20 protein-coding genes are annotated in these 18812 nt (G+C 39.1%); 18 read left to right on the top strand and 2 right to left on the bottom strand.

Annotated elements, in window-relative coordinates:
• Positions 1–35: 35 nt before the first annotated feature.
• The 13 genes from ACXAEY_RS10200 to dacB all read left to right on the top strand — a co-directional run bounded on the left by ACXAEY_RS10200 (position 36) and on the right by dacB (position 9485).
• A complete protein-coding gene (locus tag ACXAEY_RS10200; RefSeq protein WP_270182155.1) occupies positions 36–242 on the top strand; it encodes a DUF6501 family protein in 207 nt (68 codons plus the stop codon).
• Between the two features lie 178 nt (positions 243–420).
• Entirely contained in the window at positions 421–1488 is a 1068-nt protein-coding gene (locus ACXAEY_RS10195) for a nitric oxide synthase oxygenase (protein WP_474811800.1), read from the top strand.
• A gap of 17 nt (positions 1489–1505) precedes the next feature.
• A complete protein-coding gene (locus ACXAEY_RS10190) occupies positions 1506–1799 on the top strand; it encodes an antibiotic biosynthesis monooxygenase family protein (protein WP_474811799.1) in 294 nt (97 codons plus the stop codon).
• Between the two features lie 105 nt (positions 1800–1904).
• Positions 1905–2318, top strand: coding sequence for a DUF4395 domain-containing protein (locus tag ACXAEY_RS10185; RefSeq protein ID WP_474811797.1), 414 nt, complete (start codon positions 1905–1907; stop codon positions 2316–2318).
• Between the two features lie 98 nt (positions 2319–2416).
• Positions 2417–3727, top strand: a complete 1311-nt coding sequence (locus ACXAEY_RS10180; protein ID WP_474811795.1) for a lysine N(6)-hydroxylase/L-ornithine N(5)-oxygenase family protein — start codon at positions 2417–2419, stop codon at positions 3725–3727.
• A gap of 75 nt (positions 3728–3802) precedes the next feature.
• Positions 3803–4423, top strand: coding sequence for a methanogen output domain 1-containing protein (locus ACXAEY_RS10175; protein ID WP_474811793.1), 621 nt, complete (start codon positions 3803–3805; stop codon positions 4421–4423).
• A 75-nt stretch (positions 4424–4498) separates the two neighbouring features.
• Positions 4499–4690: a hypothetical protein gene (locus ACXAEY_RS10170; protein ID WP_474811791.1), complete on the top strand. Its 192-nt coding sequence runs from the start codon at positions 4499–4501 to the stop codon at positions 4688–4690.
• An 89-nt stretch (positions 4691–4779) separates the two neighbouring features.
• Entirely contained in the window at positions 4780–4914 is a 135-nt protein-coding gene (locus ACXAEY_RS10165) for a hypothetical protein (RefSeq protein WP_270182161.1), read from the top strand.
• A gap of 119 nt (positions 4915–5033) precedes the next feature.
• Positions 5034–5669 carry a sterol desaturase family protein gene (locus tag ACXAEY_RS10160; protein WP_474811789.1) on the top strand — a complete coding sequence of 212 codons (636 nt, stop codon included), beginning with the start codon at positions 5034–5036 and terminating at the stop codon, positions 5667–5669.
• An 87-nt stretch (positions 5670–5756) separates the two neighbouring features.
• Positions 5757–6299 (top strand): hypothetical protein, encoded by a 543-nt coding sequence (locus tag ACXAEY_RS10155; RefSeq protein ID WP_474811787.1) that lies wholly within the window; start codon positions 5757–5759, stop codon positions 6297–6299.
• Positions 6300–6389: 90 nt separating this feature from the next.
• Entirely contained in the window at positions 6390–7565 is a 1176-nt protein-coding gene (locus tag ACXAEY_RS10150) for an acyl-CoA dehydrogenase family protein (RefSeq protein WP_474811785.1), read from the top strand.
• 159 nt (positions 7566–7724) lie between these two features.
• Complete coding sequence (locus ACXAEY_RS10145) at positions 7725–7865, top strand: hypothetical protein (protein WP_474811784.1); 141 nt, start codon at positions 7725–7727, stop codon at positions 7863–7865.
• A 99-nt stretch (positions 7866–7964) separates the two neighbouring features.
• Entirely contained in the window at positions 7965–9485 is a 1521-nt protein-coding gene (gene dacB, locus ACXAEY_RS10140; protein WP_474811782.1) for a D-alanyl-D-alanine carboxypeptidase/D-alanyl-D-alanine endopeptidase, read from the top strand.
• A gap of 146 nt (positions 9486–9631) precedes the next feature.
• On the opposite strand, the gene ACXAEY_RS10135 is transcribed toward dacB, so the two are convergent.
• Both ACXAEY_RS10135 and ACXAEY_RS10130 read right to left on the bottom strand, forming a co-directional pair.
• Positions 9632–10984: an IS1182 family transposase gene (locus ACXAEY_RS10135; protein ID WP_474810836.1), complete on the bottom strand. Its 1353-nt coding sequence runs from the start codon at positions 10982–10984 to the stop codon at positions 9632–9634.
• A 158-nt stretch (positions 10985–11142) separates the two neighbouring features.
• A complete protein-coding gene (locus ACXAEY_RS10130; protein WP_474811780.1) occupies positions 11143–12174 on the bottom strand; it encodes a YeiH family protein in 1032 nt (343 codons plus the stop codon).
• A gap of 106 nt (positions 12175–12280) precedes the next feature.
• Here ACXAEY_RS10130 and ACXAEY_RS10125 point away from each other — a divergent pair, with 106 nt between their 5' ends.
• The 5 genes from ACXAEY_RS10125 to ACXAEY_RS10105 all read left to right on the top strand — a co-directional run bounded on the left by ACXAEY_RS10125 (position 12281) and on the right by ACXAEY_RS10105 (position 18755).
• Positions 12281–13150: a LysR substrate-binding domain-containing protein gene (locus ACXAEY_RS10125; RefSeq protein WP_474811778.1), complete on the top strand. Its 870-nt coding sequence runs from the start codon at positions 12281–12283 to the stop codon at positions 13148–13150.
• A gap of 71 nt (positions 13151–13221) precedes the next feature.
• Complete coding sequence (locus ACXAEY_RS10120; protein ID WP_474811776.1) at positions 13222–15453, top strand: DEAD/DEAH box helicase; 2232 nt, start codon at positions 13222–13224, stop codon at positions 15451–15453.
• Positions 15454–15544: 91 nt separating this feature from the next.
• Positions 15545–16732 carry an MFS transporter gene (locus ACXAEY_RS10115; RefSeq protein WP_474811774.1) on the top strand — a complete coding sequence of 396 codons (1188 nt, stop codon included), beginning with the start codon at positions 15545–15547 and terminating at the stop codon, positions 16730–16732.
• Positions 16733–16870: 138 nt separating this feature from the next.
• Positions 16871–18259, top strand: a complete 1389-nt coding sequence (locus tag ACXAEY_RS10110) for a bifunctional metallophosphatase/5'-nucleotidase (RefSeq protein WP_474811773.1) — start codon at positions 16871–16873, stop codon at positions 18257–18259.
• 121 nt (positions 18260–18380) lie between these two features.
• The gene (locus tag ACXAEY_RS10105; protein WP_474811771.1) at positions 18381–18755 is read left to right on the top strand and encodes a nuclear transport factor 2 family protein; all 375 of its coding nucleotides are present in this window, start codon (positions 18381–18383) and stop codon (positions 18753–18755) included.
• Positions 18756–18812: the final 57 nt, after the last annotated feature.

Here is an 18812-nt window from a genome sequence, read left to right as displayed (position 1 = left end):
GTAGTAGAATAAGAAATGGAAAGGGAGTGAACGTTATGATTCATGAAAATTGGAAAGATGGCCCAACTCTAAGAGAAGTAAAATGCGTGCACACTGACGCAAAAAAATACATGGTGAACCGTGTGTTGACTGAAGGGAAAACCTACGAAGTTAAAAATGAAACTGAAGAATTCTTATTTGTAGTTGATAACACAGGTAAGGTCGGAGGTTTCTACAAGGAGTACTTCGAGGAAGTAAAATAATGTAAACGTCCAGGTCACGATGACCTGGACGTTTCTGTTGTAGATCCATACCTTTTCCTCTCGTAAAACGTATTTATTATAGGATCAACCAACATTGTGGTATGATACTCTTGGACTCTTACATAAGAGCAATTAAACAGGCGATAAGACCGTCTCTAGCTGCAGGAGGGACATGAACGTGAACAATGCTACATTGCTAGAAGAAGCTTACTCTTTTTTAGAGCAAGCATATTACGAATTAAATCATACACCTGAACGTTTAAAAGAACGCAAACACGAGGTTAAAGACCAAATTGAAAAAACAGGTGTGTATGAGCATACATTTGAAGAGTTACAGCACGGAGCAAAGATGGCATGGCGTAATAGTAATAAATGTATCGGAAGGCTGTTTTGGAATACTCTAACCGTAATTGACAAGCGCTCTGCAACAACAGTTGAAGAGGTAGCGGACGCTTTACTCCATCATATTCACTCAGCTACAAACTATGGAAGAATTCGACCAACAATTACGATTTTCCAGCCTGGAAGAATTAGAATATGGAATCACCAACTCATTCGCTATGCTGGTTATGAGTTAGAAAAGGGTACGATCGGTGATCCTGATTCGATAGAAATAACTAAGCAAGCTCTTAAACTCGGATGGAGAGGAAAGGGTACGCCACATGATGTGTTACCAATTATTTTCCAACTAGATGATAACGAGCCTACCGTCATTACCATACCACCTGAAATCGTTCTTCAAGTGGAGCTTAGACACCCAGAAATTGATATCTCTTCCTTACAAGCTCGTTGGTATGCGGTACCAATCATATCTGACATGAAGCTTGAAATTGGCGGTATCGATTACGTTGCAGCTCCATTTAATGGGTGGTATATGGGAACAGAGATCGGTGCACGAAACTTAGCGGACGAAACACGCTACAATTTAATTCCAGAAATGGCTGAGATCATGAATTTAGACACTTCTTCAAATGCCTCGTTATGGAAAGATAGGGCCTTGGTCGAGCTTAACAGAGCTGTATTATACTCATTTCAAGAAGATAACGTTAGTATCGTAGACCATCATACAGCTGCTCGACAGTTTCATAAGTTCGAGACAAATGAAGCGCGAGCTGAGCGGAAAGTAACAGGAAATTGGACATGGTTAATTCCACCGATTTCTCCAGCAACAACTCATATTTTCCATAAACCGTATAAGAATACGATTGTATCTCCAAATTATTTTTATCAAGAAAAACCTTATTAAAGAAAGTGGGAACGTTCGTGGTCATTGAAAAAGCAGCTTTTATCGTAAATGAAGGAATGGAGAAAGACTTTGAAGAAACATTCTTGAAGGCAGTTCAATACATATCAGCTTCTCCAGGTTTTATAAGCCATCAAATAACAAAGTCGATCGAGACTGAAAGCAAATACGTAATATTTGTGGAGTGGGACTCTCTCTCTGCCCACACCGAAGGCTTTATGAAGTCAGATCGGTTCAATGAGTTTGTATCGTTGATGGATCCTTTCTTAAAAAATGTTGAGATGGAGCATCTAGTTCCGATAACCACCGATTAATTTACCCGCTTAATGCGGGTTTTTTTATGGGCAAATAACTATACAATTCTTGAGCAGATGTTTAAAATAAAAGAAGTATATTCCTATAAGAAAGGTTGGATTAAAATGTCTGGTATTCCACGTCCTTTAGTTCGAATTAATCAATGGTTCATCTTTTTATTTGCTACTGCATTCGTTTTCACACTTCACTATATATTTTTAGTCATCCCTTTATTGATTGGTATTTCGAGTTTGTTGTTTGGTTTCAATCCGATCATGTCCGCTGGTAAATTGTTCATAGGTAAACCACCTTACATTTTAGAAGACAAAGATCAACAAGCGTTCAACCAAAAAATCGCTGTTAGTTTACTCACAATAGCATTACTCGCTGTTCTTTCAAGCATCAACTGGTTAGCCATCACTGCTTCTATCATGGTAGCCCTCGCCTCATTTATTGCGATCCTCGGATTTTGCATTGGATGCTTCGTACGTTTTCAGTGGAAAAAATATCAATATAAAAGAACGCAACATTCTATGTAAGACAGTCTAAGAGGGCTGTCTTTTTTTGTTTGAAAAATAAATCAGGCACATTTCTGCTATACTTATTCTTAGAGAGAAGATAGAAAGGATAGGATTATATGAGAGAGAAAGTATATGATGTCATCGGTATCGGAATTGGACCATTTAATCTAGGACTTGCTGCTTTATTAGACCCTATCAAGGAGATCGATTCACTGTTTTTTGAACAAAAAGAAGAATTTGATTGGCATCCTGGGATGCTTATTGAAGGGACGCGGCTACAAGTTCCATTTATGGCGGATCTTGTTACGATGGCTGACCCTACAAATGAATTTAGCTATTTAAATTATCTAAAACACCAAAACAGATTATACAACTTTTACTTCCTTCAAAGGCTTGAAATGCCTAGAAATGAATACAATCATTACTGTCAATGGGCGTCTGAACGATTGAAGAGCTGTCAGTTCAGTAGTAAAGTTACCTCGGTAACGCCTTTAGGAACGCCGATCGACCGCTATGAAGTTGAAATCGAAAATACGAAAACTGGAGAGACACATTCATACCTTACGAAAAACCTGATATTAGGTGTAGGAACGATTCCTTCTTTACCTAAATCACTACAAGGAATGTCTGAAGAAGATGTCTTCCATTCTTCAACGTATCTACAACATGAAGATCGTTGCAAGAAAGCGAAAAGTATAACGGTTATTGGTTCAGGGCAAAGTGCTGCTGAAATTTTCAGGGAGCTTTTGAAAGAGAGAACAGAACATGGATATTCGATCAATTGGATAACGAGGTCAAAAGGGTTTTTCCCGATGGAAGAAACAAAGTTAAGTCTTGAACATTTCTCACCTGAGTATATCGATTACTTTTATGAACTGCCTCAGGAACAAAAAGATGAGATCTTCAGTAACCAACAGCTTCTGTATAAGGGAATAAGTCCTCATACGATTACAGATATCTATAATCTTTTATATGAACAAACGGTTGGCGGTAAAGAAATGGATGTGACCTTAATGCCATTGACTGAAGTGAATGGCATATCTGAAAAGGAAGCGAAAAGTGGATATGAACTGAAATGTCGACAGTGGGAAAAGGGCGAGTCATTTCTCATTGAAAGCGAAGTGGTTGTCGCTGCAACAGGATACCGTCCGTTCGTACCGAACTGCATTAGCGGATTGAGTAACTTGATTCAGTGGGATGACTTAGGAAGATACAATGTCTCAAAGGATTACAAGTTGATGTTAAACGAGGATACCACTGGAGAAATATTTGTGCATAGCGGCATGCAACATACTCATGGCGTTGGTTCTACGAATCTGGGCCTTTCAGTTAACCGAAATAAAATTATAATAAATCAAATTGCAGGTAAAGAAATCTATCCACCTTTAGAAGATAATATCTTTCAAAAATTTGAACTTAACAGTTAATTTTCTAAAAATTCTATTATTTTTGTCGTTTATGCATTATGATGAAAGAAACAGCATAAAGGACAGGTGGTGAGTATGACTGTTAACCAGTCTTTGTCAGCAAAAAAATTTCTCTGTAAGCTGATTACTCAGTATGCTCATATCCATCATCGAACAATTGGGTCTAAGGCTCAAGAATACATCAAACAGTTAGGTCTCCGCACAGGAGAGTGGTTTGAATCTTACTATCAAATACATGATTGGACTCCTGATCACTATGCGGACGTCATCGTAGATATTAAAAATTCCATCGGAGGAGAATTTTATATCTCGGAAGCTACACCTCACTATGTCATTGTTAAAGCCCATTCGTGCCCTTTTGGTGAGTTTGTAAAGGACGCCCCACACCTTTGTATGATGACGTCAAGCGTATTTGGTGGTATAGCAGCTAGACACTTTGACTACGGCGAAGTTAGTTTAAGGAAAAGAATTGCGCTCGGCGACGCAGGCTGTGAAGTGTTAATCGCTTTTGTACCTGGAATTGAAGAAGGTGAAAAGTTCGAGCAGGTAAAGAAAATCCCTGACGACGGTGAACCGTTCACCTGGAAAGAAGATACGATCACCTTGTTGAATGAAGAGTTAAAGCAAAGTGACGAAATGGTTCTAACACTCCTAAAAGAGCTTGAAGATCTCAAAGATCAAGTAGACGGAACTTGAAGACAGGCACATAGCCTGTCTTTTTTGAATGAAAAAATAAGGTTATCTCCATACTACTATTAAAGGGGTGGGACGATGGAAAAGAATGCAAGAGGGTACGTACAGGATACATGCAGAGATTTAAAAGGAGCCGAAGCGAGTTTACAACAAGCATTACAAACTGTTGAAAAAGAGCATAACAAGCAACGAATTGAAGAATCTTTAAGTCAGTTGCAGGCTGTACAAGCCTACTGTAGTGAAACAGAAAGTAAGCTTGAAGAGCATTAAAAATTTTCTATAAGAAATTTCCAAATTTAAGTTTTAACCGTCGATAAATCGGAAATTGGTGTGTAATGTTATTTTAAGGAGGATTCACTATGAGCCTTTTATTCGGGAAAGGTATGGCAGCATTTGAACAGGACGCGAAGACGGAGAAGGAAAGGGTAAAAACTTCACCAGCCGCTCACCAAAATCGCAAGTCAAAGCTTAAACAAAAACCTACGAAAATTTAACCATCCTTATTGGATGGTTTTTTTTGAAGGTTTTTAATCATGAATCGAGAATAACCCTAATAAATATTATTTCACTATGTCGTATGTTTCATCAAAAAAATAGGGGAAGAGGAATTTTATTGAAAAAAACAGGATTTCAAAAATTTATTAGGATAAAGGATATTATGCTCATATTGGCGTTACTTTCCATATGCCTAATCTACCTATTCGTTAATGGACGATCACATTTCATTGTCCTTTCATTTATCGCTGGGTTGATTCTCTTTATCTTTAATGAATATATCACCCACAGATTTCTTTTTCATTTGAAGCCACCAAAAAACCTCTTTGCACTTAAACTATTAAAAAGACTGCATTATGACCATCACAAAGACCCAAACGACCTACATTTAATGTTTTTACCAGTATGGTATAGTATCCCTCAAATGCTTGTTATTTCTTTCATATACTACCTTTTATTTCCTTCTATCGTGAATACGATCGCGTTTGCTTCAGGCTTGATGACGATGCTTCTCGTGTATGAGTGGAAACACTTTGTTGCACATCAGCCTCTTACTCCTAAAACCAAATTTGGAAAGTGGTTGAAACAAACTCATTTGTTACATCACTATAAAAATGAAAATTATTGGTATGGTGTCTCTAATCCGTTTATCGATATGCTTTTTGGTACACATAAGGATGGTAAAGAAGTCGATAAGAGTAAAACTGTACGTGATCTGGTTGGAGAAAATACAAATGAAGAAGTCAAGTTTTAAAGAAGGCAGCCTTATTGAAAAGGCTGTTTTTTTAATTGCAACTTTTCTAACGTGCATTCGTCTATAAGGATAGAGGGGGAATGGTTGATGAGGGTGATCTTAGTTGGAATCACGATGGCAATTTTGATTACAGCTTTTTTTACAGGAGCCTGGTATACCATGATCAGCGATCCTGAAGCAGCTAGTAAAGTTGTTGAAGAAGAGCCGATTGTAAAAGAAGAAAAAATATATGAAGACGGCGAAAGCTTTGTTGAAGAAGATATGGATGATAATAAATTACTAACGTTACAAGTAACAAGGCTACAAGAGCCACCTGAAGATGCTGAATTGAATGAACTTCCTGCAAACAAAGAGTATGCCTTTTTTGAACTGTTCGTAGAAAATTTCGAAGAATATGGAAAGGCTTTTAAAGGCTACTATACTAAATTGAAAGTACAAGGTGAACAAGTAGAGCCTGTGGACTTTGTTGTTGTTGATAAGAAAGGGTGGAATAAGTTCAGGCTGGAATCTGAAGGGCACGTTAAAATGATTCTGATCTATGCTATTGAAAAAGATGTAAAAGAGATGGATCTCATCGTATCTCCTGAATTTTATTATAAAGATCTTGTGTATCGCTTTCAGAACAAGTAAGGCTTTCTATTTCCGATCAATTTACTAGAGATTATGTTCTTCGTTGTTGTATGATGATGGGAAGAACGGATTGGAAAGGAAGGCAGTGACATGCATTTATATGACCCATATGTAAAAAACCAGCGTCAACGAAACCTGTTAGAACTCGCAGACGATCTAGCTGATACGTTTTCGGAAAATGCGAATGATATAGACGAAGAAGGTCGCTTTCCTTTTGAGAATTTTAAGGCCATGAAAGAAAAAGGATATACTTCTCTTACCGTCCCGGAAAAGTTCGGGGGAAAAGGGATCGATCTATATGAGTTTGTCATGTTACAAGAAAGAATTGCATCAGGTGATGCTTCCACCGCTTTATCGGTCGGTTGGCATCTTGGTATCATGCTCGAGATGGTTGATGACCAAGAATGGTCTGACGAGTTGTTTGAACGTATGGCTAATTTGGTGGTCAATGAACAAGCGTTGTTGAATAGAGCGGCTACAGAGCCTGCGAGCGGTAGTCCTACACGAGGTGGAATGCCCGAAACGAAAGCCATCGAACATGAAAACGGATGGATCATTAGTGGAAGAAAAAGCTTCACTTCGATGGCACCAGCTCTTGATTACGCTCTAGTATCCGCTGAGATCAATGATTCCGGGAATAAAGGTTTCTTTCTAGTAAACATGAAGTCAAACGGAATTACCATTGAAGAAAAATGGAATACCATGTCGATGAGAGGGACAAGAAGCGATGATCTTGTATTAACAAACGTTCAATTACCTAACGATGCACTCATCGAAGATTCGCTAAACTCTAAGGGAATGAAGCTACCAAAAGCGTGGTTACTCCATATACCCGCATGCTATCTAGGGGTTGCAATCGCTGCAAGAAATTATGCGGTGAAATTCGCGACTGTTTACAGTCCTAACAGCTTACCTGGTCCAATAAAAGATGTCGCTGAAGTACAACGTAAAATAGGGGAAATGGAGTTAGAACTCTTAAGAGCGAGAGAGATGATGTATAGTATAGCTTTTAGATGGGTGACTGAGCCAGAAAAGCGAAAGAACATGGGTGAAGAGCTTGCAGCAGTTAAACATGTCGCAACAAACGGAGCGGCTAATGTTGTGGATCTTGCAATGAGAATCGTAGGAGCTAGAGGTTTATTTAATGATAACCCGATGCAACGTTATTATCGCGATGTTCGGGCAGGGCTTCACAATCCACCGATGGATGATGCCGTCATTTCCCTACTTGCAAAGAAAGCATTGGAAGACCCCCAGGAGCCTTAATGGTTCCTGGCTTTTTTATTGATAAATAGTCAAACTTCACCAGCGGTATAGTACTTTAGACAAGGTTTTAGGTAAAAAGATATATTTTTGACTTATAAAGAGGAAAAAAACATTCGGTTGACGAAATACTATACAAATAATCGAAAAGGAGATGAGAAAATGCGTGAAAGAAGGACCGTATCGCTGAGCGGAAGCTTGCTTTTTCCTGACGGCTGGGGACTTCAGATGCAAGAAGAGCATAAGAAAGAAGAAAAAGTGTCACGAATGAAACCAGAACAGGAGCTGAAACATACTAAATGATATCGTTCATTCTAATAAATTATAAATTGTAATGGAGTCAAGCGACGTGAATATAATCGCTATGACTCCATTTTTATTTTTGCATAATAAGAAGGTTTTATGAAATTTAACAAAGAACTAAAGGGGAGAGATCAACTATTGAAATTTAGATGTAAGGTGGGCGTTGGCATCATGATTAGTGCAATACTGTTACTCTCCAATCTATCATTCGGCAAAGGAAATCAATCGGAAGCAGAAAAGAAACAAGATTTATCAACTAGCCTCAATACGATTCTTTCAGAAGAAGGTCTCAAAGGATCGATTGCAGGCATAAGCGTGCGATCGGCGCATTCAGGAGAATTACTCTTCGACCATCATGGAGACACGAGGTTAACTCCTGCTTCGAACATGAAATTGATTACAGCAGCAGCATCGCTAGAGACACTTGGTCATGATTATCAATTTTCGACAGAAATCGCTACGAATGGAACGATAAAAGGAAATACGTTAAAGGGTGACCTTTTTCTTATTGGACAGGGAGACCCAACATTACTTTTAGAAGATTATCAACATTTTGCGAGAACACTAAGAGAAAAGGGAATTAAGAGTATCGAAGGAAACCTTATTGGAGACGAATCTTGGTACGATTCCACAAAGCTTTCTGAAGATATGATTTGGACGGATGAAAGTGAGTATTATGGTTCACAAGTTTCTGCGTTAACCCTATCTCCGAATACCGATTATGACGCAGGTACGATTATTATAGAAGTTTATCCGGGTAGTAAGGAAGGGGAGCGAGCTATAGTACGTACTTCTCCTGATACCGATTACGTATTGGTTCAAAATACGGCGACGACAACTAGCCAAGATGTAGAAACGGATTTAACGATAAACCGTAAACATGGAACGAATATCATTACCATCGAAGGTGTCATTTCACTAAACGACTCATTAGAGAAAAGTTGGATCTCTGTTTCAAACCCTGCAGCCTATGCACTTCACTTGTTTGAACGATTGCTAAAGGATGTTGGTATAGCGATTGAGGGAGACGTAAGACTCGGTAAAGCTGCAGATGAAATGAATGGTTTGATCGAAAAAAAATCGATGCCCCTTCATGAATTACTCATTCCTTTTATGAAACTAAGCAACAATGGGCATGGGGAGATTTTAGTCAAAGAGATGGGTAAGTTAACGAAACACGAGGGAAGTTGGGAAGCAGGACTAGAGGTTGTGAATGAATACCTCACTGAAGAAGGTCTAAACCCCGAAGAGATGTTACTTCGTGATGGATCAGGAATATCTCACGTTACGTTGGTGCAGCCGAATCAGCTTAGTCTATTACTCTACAAGCTGCAGGCTAAGGAATGGTTTGACTATTATTTAAAGTCATTACCGATCGCTGGAGCGAATGGCAGATTAGTTGGTGGAACACTGAGAAACCGTATGATTGACACAGCAGCCGAAAACATCGTGATTGCTAAAACAGGTACATTGCAAGGTGTCTCTTCTTTGTCGGGCTATGTCATGAAGAAAGAGCCACTTGTTTTCTCAATCATCATCAATCAATTTTTAGATGAAGACAAAATTGAAGATATCGAAAATCGAATTGCAATTGCGCTCGCAGAGTATGATTTCGAGTAAACAAGAAGAGGCAACGTCATAGACGTTGCCTCTTCAGCTTGTAGAGGAACCCCCGGTTCCTCTACAAGCTTTTTCTTTTATCTTTCTTTTCTTGGTCTTCGTCTTTTGATCTTGGTGGTATTCATATGAAAAAAACTCTCCTTCACCTAGCTCATCCGGTCTAGGTGAAGGGCAATCTTCTTCATGTTCTGACAGGCAGCTGTTAGTAACGCTTGTTCGCGGACTTTTTGTTTTCCTCGCAAACGACAATAACGCAGCCCATGCAGTTCTTTTGAATCTGCGAAGCTACGCTCGACTTTCTCTTTTCTCATGCGATATATCCACTTTCCCTCATTGGAAAGCCGGTTCTCCCGAACTTGTTCTTTCGCACTTTCCCACACATGTCGGGTGATGGTTTTCTGATGTTTATGATTTTGCGTACACTGGGCTAACAGTGGACAGGCCTTACATATAGTTGGGTCAGATTTATAGTGACGATAGCCTTCTCGATCGGTTGTCGCGTATGTTAATGATTCACCCTGCGGACAGACATACTGGTCTACGTTTTCATCGTATGTATATTTCCATTTCGGCATTATTCCTTTTCTGGATTTATAACGACGGTGGGCAATCACCCCAAACACATTTCGTTGTTCTAATCCATGACATATTGGCGTGGTCAAGTAACCGGCATCTAAGCCTACAGCTTCAACGTTAAATCCAAATCGTTTCATCTGTCGGTCTAATCGTTGTAAATAAGGCTTGGAATCATGAATATTACCTGGGGTAATATGAACGTCTGTGATGATGTTAAATTTCATATCTGTCGTGCGATGATCCAAGTAAAAGAACCCTTCAGGCTTGTGTTCTCGATACAAATAGCCACTCTCTGGATCTGTGTCACTGACTTTGATTTCTTTCGTCTTATTCACCTCCTTCTTTTCTTTTAGAGGCTTTTTTCCATGATCAGTCCGATCCTGTTCGACGGCTTCATTCAACTCTTCAATGTAGTCTACCGTTTCAACGTTCACTTCTTTTCTGGAGAACTTCTTCTTATTGGCGTTGGCTTTCAAGTGAGTTGAATCTGTATAAAGCACACGCCCTGAAACCATACGATGGTTCATCGCCTGATGAACGATTTCATCGAAGACCTCTTGAAAGATATCCGTCTCATGGAATCTCATTCGACGATTCCAGCTGATCGTGGAGTGATGAGGCACAGTGTCTGTAAGATTTAATCCTAGAAACCAACGATAAGCGACATTGGTTTGAATTTGACGTTCCAATTCTCGTTCAGACCGAATGCCATAGATGTAACCGATAAACATCATCTTGAACAGCACTAGAGGATCTAGCGAGGGACGTCCGTTGTCTTCACAATAGTAGGGACGTACTTTCTCTGGAATAAAGGAAAAGTCTATGTAGTGATCGATTTTGCGAAGTAAGTGGTTTTCAGGGACTAGTTCATCAATCGTTACCATTTCTAATTCGTTTTGTCGCGCTTTTCTAGATTGAAACAAAGAAATCACCGCCTATAAAGAATCTATCTATAGGGTAACAAAACGAGAGAGCGAAATGAGGGAGAAAGAGGAAAAAACAAAAAACAGGCTGTTGAGACTTTCTCGACAGCCTGAAGAGGCAACGTCATAGACGTTGCCTCTTTTTTAATATGGTCGAATTAATAAATGACCTTTACAAGTACATATGTGAGTGTTGATAAACTAGTCGACACGATCAACAGGACGAAGACCGGTCTTAATGCTTTTGTTTTTAAATCTTTCAAGCTTACATTTAATCCAAGACCAACCATCGCAGCTGTTAGACACCAGGTTGTGATTGTATTTACCATCTGCATGGCATCTTCAGTAAATGGAACGACCGGACCTAATACATACGTACCCACGAGGCTCATCACCACAAACCCAACTAAAAACCATGGAAAAGGAATCGTACTTGACTCTCCCTTATCTCGTTTTCTACTGCTCAAATAGATAAGGATCAAGCAGACGGGGACCAGTAAGAATACACGGCCCAACTTTGCGAGAAGTGCCATCGCTAAAGCTTCTTCTCCAGCAGGGGCAGCGGCAAGAGCAACATGCGCTACCTCATGAAGAGAAATACCTGCCCATACACCATATTCACTCGGGCTAAAGGAAAGTAAAGGACGAATCACTGTATATCCCACAGAGAAGATCGTTCCGAACAAAGCGATGATTCCTACACCAATTGCGGTATCTTCATCCTTTGATCGGAATATCGGTGCAACAGCTGCAATCGCAGCTGCTCCACATATACCAGTTCCAGCAGCGAGCAATGTTGTTATCGAACGATCCGCTTTCAATAGCTTTGATAGCCAGTGGCTTGCTATAAATGAAAACAGAATAACTCCTAATCCCATCAAGATGATCGATAAGCCATCATGTACAATAAAACCCACGTTAAGTTTGATGCCATAAAGAACGATGGCAAATCGCAGAATCTTTTTTGATGAAAACGTTATGCCTTCACGAAATAGTTCTGGATAGCCTGCTACTTGTCGATAAACAATGGCGATAAATATTGCTGATGCAAGCTGACCGGTTAGTTGGAACCCTGGTAATTTTGCTAGAAAATACCCTAGCGTCGCTATAACGAAAGTAAATAGTATTCCGGCAAACCAGCGTGTTCTATGTGACAGCTGTGCCTCATGTTTCATTGTATTTATGTTCATAACCGCACTCTCCATTCCTCTTCCATTTTATAACGTCATTTGTTATAAGTGAAATAAATAATTATAATGATGTATATAAGTTATTACTTATAATGGGGGTATAAAAATGGATCAGCAATTAAAAGTGTTTGTTTCGGTCGTAGAGAACAAAAATTTCTCTAAAGCTGCAAACGATTTACATATGACGCAACCTGCAGTTAGTCAATACATAAAGAATCTTGAACAGAAGCTTGGCACGAGGCTACTTGAACGGGATAATCGAACGATGTCGTTAAACAGAGCTGGTGAAATCGTCTATCATCATGCGAAGGAATTATTGAACGTATATTCTAAAATGACTGATCTAATCGATGAACTTACGAATCAAACAAGTGGGAAAATCAGTATCGGAGCGAGTTATACGTACGGGGAATATGTACTTCCTCACGTGTTAGCACATATTCATCAAAAATACCCTTTAATATCTCCAACCGTAACGATTGGAAATTCGAAAGAGATAGGAGATTTAGTTTACTCACATCAGTTGGATGTAGGCATTATTGAGGGAGATCATCCGTTAAAAGAACTCTCGGTAACAAATTTTACGGAAGATGAAATGGTCATCGTCTCTGAGCCGAATCATCCCCTAGTAACAGGGGAATTAAACACCTTATCATCAGAAACATGGATTGTGCGTGAAAGTGGGTCTGGTACAAGAGAAGCGACTGAAAACATGTGGCATCAGTTAGATCTATCTCCTTCAAACAAAATGGAATTCGGAAGTACACAGCTAATAAAGGAGTCTGTTGAAGCAGGCATAGGCATAAGCTTTCTATCGAAATGGGCGATACGAAAAGAACTAAAACTAGGTACATTAGCAGTGATCGAGCTGCCAGGTTTTCTATATAAACGAATGTTCTCAATCGTCATGAGATCACCTTTTCAAACAAAAGCGCTGGAAGTTTTTCTCCAACATATAAAAAATCACACGAACTAGGTAGAGAGAATAGACAGTCCGTGATATAGTGTTAAAAGCCATTAAGGCTTTTGAAAAGGAAGAGATGTAAGATGAAACAGATACTTGAAGAATGGCAGAAAGCACTGCAATCAGAGATACTCTATTTAAAAAAATTTGGAAGTAAACCACACCGGATCATTAATGGGCAACTGTTATCGAGTAATAATGGAGAATACAGATATTATTTTGAGACGACTAGTAGCGTTCAAATACCTACAGGTTCTAAAGTTCGGTTAGAAATAAAAGATATTAAAAGAGAAGGGCGGATCCTGTCTTCAGAAGGTAGTAACGTGATCGTAAAATTAGAAGGCGGTTTTGGAACTATCATTAAAGAAGCAAGGCTGTTCCACGATCCGTGGGAGCTGTTAGAGGAATTAATCCTAAGGTTGGATGAAATCAAAGAGAGTAAAGTAAGAACAGAACGAGTGAAGAGGTTAATGACCCCTTCTAAAACCACTAAACACCCAGAGAACAAAATAAAGAACAGCCTGCACGAGCTGATTTTACGCTCGAAATACAATCCTGTGACGTATGTGTGGGGACCGCCTGGTACAGGAAAAACGCATAAATTAGCCAGAACCGCAGCTAACCATTATTTTAAAGGGGCAAGGGTTCTTATTCTGTCACATAGTAATCAAGCTGTAGATGTACTTATGAAAGAAACGGTTCAGTTCACAGATACTAAGGACAAGTTTGAAGAAGGCAAAATTATGAGGTATGGATCGCAACGAAATATCAGCTCTCATCTTCCCATATTTACGGACCAACTCTTACTGGAGAAACACCCTGGTTTAGCAGGAGAAAAAGAACGACTAGTTGAAGAGCGTAAGAACTTAAAGCAGGATTTATCGAAATCTTTCAGTCGACGTGATTCAGAGGAGTTAGTAAGGCTCGAATCAAAACTCGCATACGTACTCGAAAAGATACGTGTAAAAGAAGCAAAATTTGTAAAAGAGGCAGCAGTTGTTGGTACAACACTATCTCGGGCAGCAATCGATGAAACGATCTATAAGAAACGCTTTGATTTAGTGATCGTTGATGAGTCAAGCATGGCTTATGTGCCACAGGCCGCATTTGCCGCTTCCCTTGGTAAAAAAGTAATCATCTGCGGTGATTTTAAACAACTCCCCCCAATCGCTTCAGGGAGAAGCCCTTTTATTACGAAATGGTTGCGAGAAGACATCTTTCATTGTTCGGGAATCGTTAAGGGGATCGATGGAGCTAATATCCATCCAAACTTATTCCTTTTGAATGAACAACGACGAACGCATCCTGCTATATCATCCTTTACGAATCACCACATTTACCACTCTCTTGTTAAGGACCATCCTTCGACACGTTCTTCGAGAGAAGGGATTGCAAGGATGCACCCTTTCAAAGATCAACCTTCTGCTCTAATCGATACAAGCGCTACAGGTCACTTTTGTTTTATTGGCCACTCATCGAAATCAAGAATGAACATTTGGCAGCTTCTATTATCCTTTCAAGCTATCTATGAAGCAATTAAAAGTGGAATGACATCGATCGGTTACGTCACACCATATAGAGCTCAGGCAAATCTAATGAACTTTTTAATAGAAGATCTACTAGAAGTAGATAACCTAGATTTGTTAGCAGCAACAGTTCATCGTTTTCAAGGAAGCGAAAAAGATATGATGGTATTCGATACGGTTGATGGTGATCCTGAAGATCGAGCAGGTATGTTAATTACAGGTGCGAATAGTGAAAGGCTCATAAATGTTGCGATGACGAGAACGAGAGGAAAGTTTATTCACGTCTCCAATGTTGATTTTATTCAAAAAAGGATATCGTCAACAAAAACACTGCGGAAACTTGTTTCTCACCAAATCGATCGAGGAGAGTTAGTGAGTCCATCACAAATTGGTAGTTGGATTAAACATCCACACCCTAAATTAACGTGGTTCCATGCGATTAAAACAGAGCAATTATTTAAAGAAATGAAATCAGCAGGTGAAGTTTTAATCTCCATTCCTTATGGTACGAAACTAAACAAAGAGTGGAAACGAGTAATCAACCAACTAGAAGATAACGTCACGATCATCTCAAGTTCAAAGATTAAGGGAGTAGAAGACAAAGAGTACATAAATTGTACCGTGTCCTTCCCGTTTGTGGTGACCGACCGTGAAAGAATGTGGATCGGTACGCCTTTTGAAGGGATGAGAGGAACGCTCCCACCAGCCGTAGCGGCTAGGTTAGAATCTCCCAAAGTCATACGAGAGTTTCTTAATCAAGTCTTGTTAAGTGATAGCTCACGCTCATAGAGCTACACTTTTTTTATGAGCATATTTCGGGAGTCGAAGCTTTTAATGAGGTATGATGTAGACAAGAATGAAATGAGAAAGAAGGAATTTGATGAGTCGGCCGCACGCAGAAGAAAAGATATGGACTAAAGACTTTATCTTTATATGTTTTTCTAATTTTTTTATTTTTGCTGGATTTCAAATGACCTTACCAACGCTTCCTCTTTTTGTGAATGATCTAGGAGGAAGTGATCAGCTTATAGGACTCGTAGTCGGAGTCTTTACACTCTCTGCACTTCTTATAAGGCCATGGAGTGGTCATATGTTAGAGTCTTTAGGGAGAAGGTTCGTTTACTTAATCGGTCTTTTTGTTTTTGTCGTTTCTGTTGGTTCCTATGCTTTCACTGGAAGTCTAGCCTTACTATTTTTGATGCGTATCGTTCAAGGGTTAGGGTGGGGAATGTCTACTACAGCAGTTGGAACGATCGCTACAGATTTAATCCCACCTAAGCGAAGAGGAGAAGGAATGGGGTATTTTGGACTTGCCGGTAACTTAGCGATGGCATTTGGGCCTGCTCTTGGACTATTTCTTATCCCTTTTATCAATTTTTCTGGTTTGTTTATGATTGCAGCTGGCGGTGGTTTAGCTGCATTTCTTATTGCAGCGACCATCCACTACAAACCTAGAGAAAAAACGATCGTTAAAAGAAAAAAGTGGGATCTCTTTGAAAAAACAGCTCTTATGCCTTCGATTCTCTTGTTTTTCATAACGATGGTATTCGGTGGAATCGCTACGTTCTTACCATTGTATACAACAAGCTTAAACATAGAAGGCATCGAACTGTATTTTGTTGTATTTGCCTTTTCACTAATGATCGTCAGAACGTTCGCTGGAAAAATATATGATCGTAAAGGGCATAAAGCTGTATTTATTCCAGGGACTATGCTCGTCCTTTTTGCGATGATCGATTTGACCTTGTTAAGTAATGAATTTATGCTTTTACTCGCAGCAGTATTGTTTGGAACAGGTTTTGGCACGGTGTTACCAGCTCTTCAAGCATGGGCTGTTCAAGAAGCTCCATTAAACAGAAAAGGGATGGCAAACGCTACGTTCTTTTCATTTTTTGACCTAGGTGTTGGTTTAGGAGCAATATTATTCGGCTTAATCGCTTCTACGTTTAGTTATTCAGATATTTACTTAGCATCTGCTACGTCTGTTGCAATTGCGATGGTTATTTATGTGGTATACGTGAAGCGCCAAGCATCACATCATCAACATGAAGCAGTACAGATGAAATAAAACCTCGCATTTTATGCGGGGTTTTTTCTTTATCCTATAATAAGAAAATTGTAAGTAAGAGCAGGACTTTATCCGTTAGTTAAGAATACGTACTATTGGAAGAAAATAAGAGTTTTTTACATACTATTGGAGGCATTCATGAAGGTAAACATTATACACACAAACGATGTACATAGCCATTTTGAAAATTTCGTTAAAGCGGCTTCATTGATTCGACATTACATGGATGAAAACACCATATTACTGGATGGTGGAGACTTTGCTGATTTTAAAAGTATAGAACTACAGGGGACAAGAGGTTTAGCAGCGGTCAAGCTACTCGAAAGTGTAGGGTATTCTGCTATCACGATCGGTAATAATGAATTGTTCAACGGAATCGAAACACTTGAACATATGGCAACAAACAGTTCTCTCCCTTTTATTAGCTGTAATTTACGTAAAGTCACCGGAGAACCGATCCAAGGTGTTAGAAGTAGCGTAATTATACGACATAATGAGATTAACATTTTAATAACGGGTGCTTCCCCTGATCTTCAAGAATTTAATGAACTGATGGGTTTTACAATTTCAGACTTCAAGCAGGCGATTAAAGATGAGATGAACAAACATCAAGGAAAGTATGATCTATGCATCGTTTTAAATCATGTTGGAACTGAAGCGGATATTGAACTCGCTGAAGCCATCGATGGGATCGACCTTATTCTATCCGCTCATGATCACGTTTTATATGACCAGGCAAGAGTTGTGAATGGTACGATTATTAATTCAGCAGGTAACTATGGTGAATATATTGGGATTGTAGAATTAGAAATAGCTGAAGAAGGCATCGAACTATTAGCTTCTTCAACAATCTCTACCTCCAAAGCACAACAAGATGAAGAAATCGTACGTATTTTTGAAAGTAGTAAAGAAGAGGCTGTTAAGAATTTAAGCACACCTCTGTATACAGTGGAAAAGCCGCTCTGGCATGATATCTTGGAAGAGAACCCACTATCTAATTTGATTGCGGATGGATTAAGAGATCGATTTAAATGCGAGATCGGTTTAATCAACAGCGGAATAGCGAATGCAGGAATCATTCAATTTGTTTCTGAGAAGAAGTTGATTGAAATCTGTCCATCTCCTTTAAACCCTACTTATTTCGAAATACAGGGGAAGTATTTGAAAGAAGCGTTTGAGCATTCTCTCGACAGTTCCGTTTGTATGGCTGACGGAAGGGGACCAGGATTCAGAGGTAAATATGTTGGAAGGTTGCATGTTTCCGGGGCAGAAATCGAATATGATGGTACAGAGGTCAATTCGATTACAATTAACGGAGAGCCAATAGACGAAGAAAGATGGTATAGCATAGCTTCATCCGATTACTTATTGAGAGGATCAGGCTATCCCGCATTAGCTAATAATCGGAATTTCACGTATCAACCCGATGAGATAAAGGACGTGATTAGAGAGTACGCAAAGAAAAATGACTTTGTTGTACAAGCTTACGATACACGGTGGAAAGACGTTAGTAACGTTTTATCATAATGAAGGGGAGGGATAACCTCCCTTTAAAATTAATGCATTATTCTAAAATTTCAATTACCGTATTGATAATAAAATATACAGTTACTAGTTACTTAAAAACCATAAGGTGGTTGAAAAATCAATGAAAACAGAGAAAAAAATAGAAGATTTGATTACTGAACTTGAGAATAAGTTGTTATTGCCACAAATCAGAAAGTCCAAGAAAGCCTTAGATGAACTGATCGCAGATGAATTTGAAGAGTTTGGTAGTTCTGGAGTAAGATTGAGTAAGGCTGATATTCTAAAAGGGTTAGTAGAAGAGCAACCATCGGAATTAATTATGACGCACTCAAACGTAGTGAAATTATCAGATGACATTATCCTGATTACGTACACATTGACAAGAAAAGAGAGTGAATCTAGAAGCCTAAGAAGCTCAATTTGGAAACAGAGCAGGGGAGCATGGCAATTATTTTTTCATCAAGGAACAAAAGCTAAGGGCATCAGTGAAACCTGATGCTTCTTCATTTTCTTTGGTAAATCAAGGATTCACATTAAAAGGTAGAATGATATA

Source organism: Anaerobacillus sp. ABA4_114 (assembly GCF_056159065.1).
This window is presented reverse-complemented; position numbering and strand designations above follow the sequence as displayed.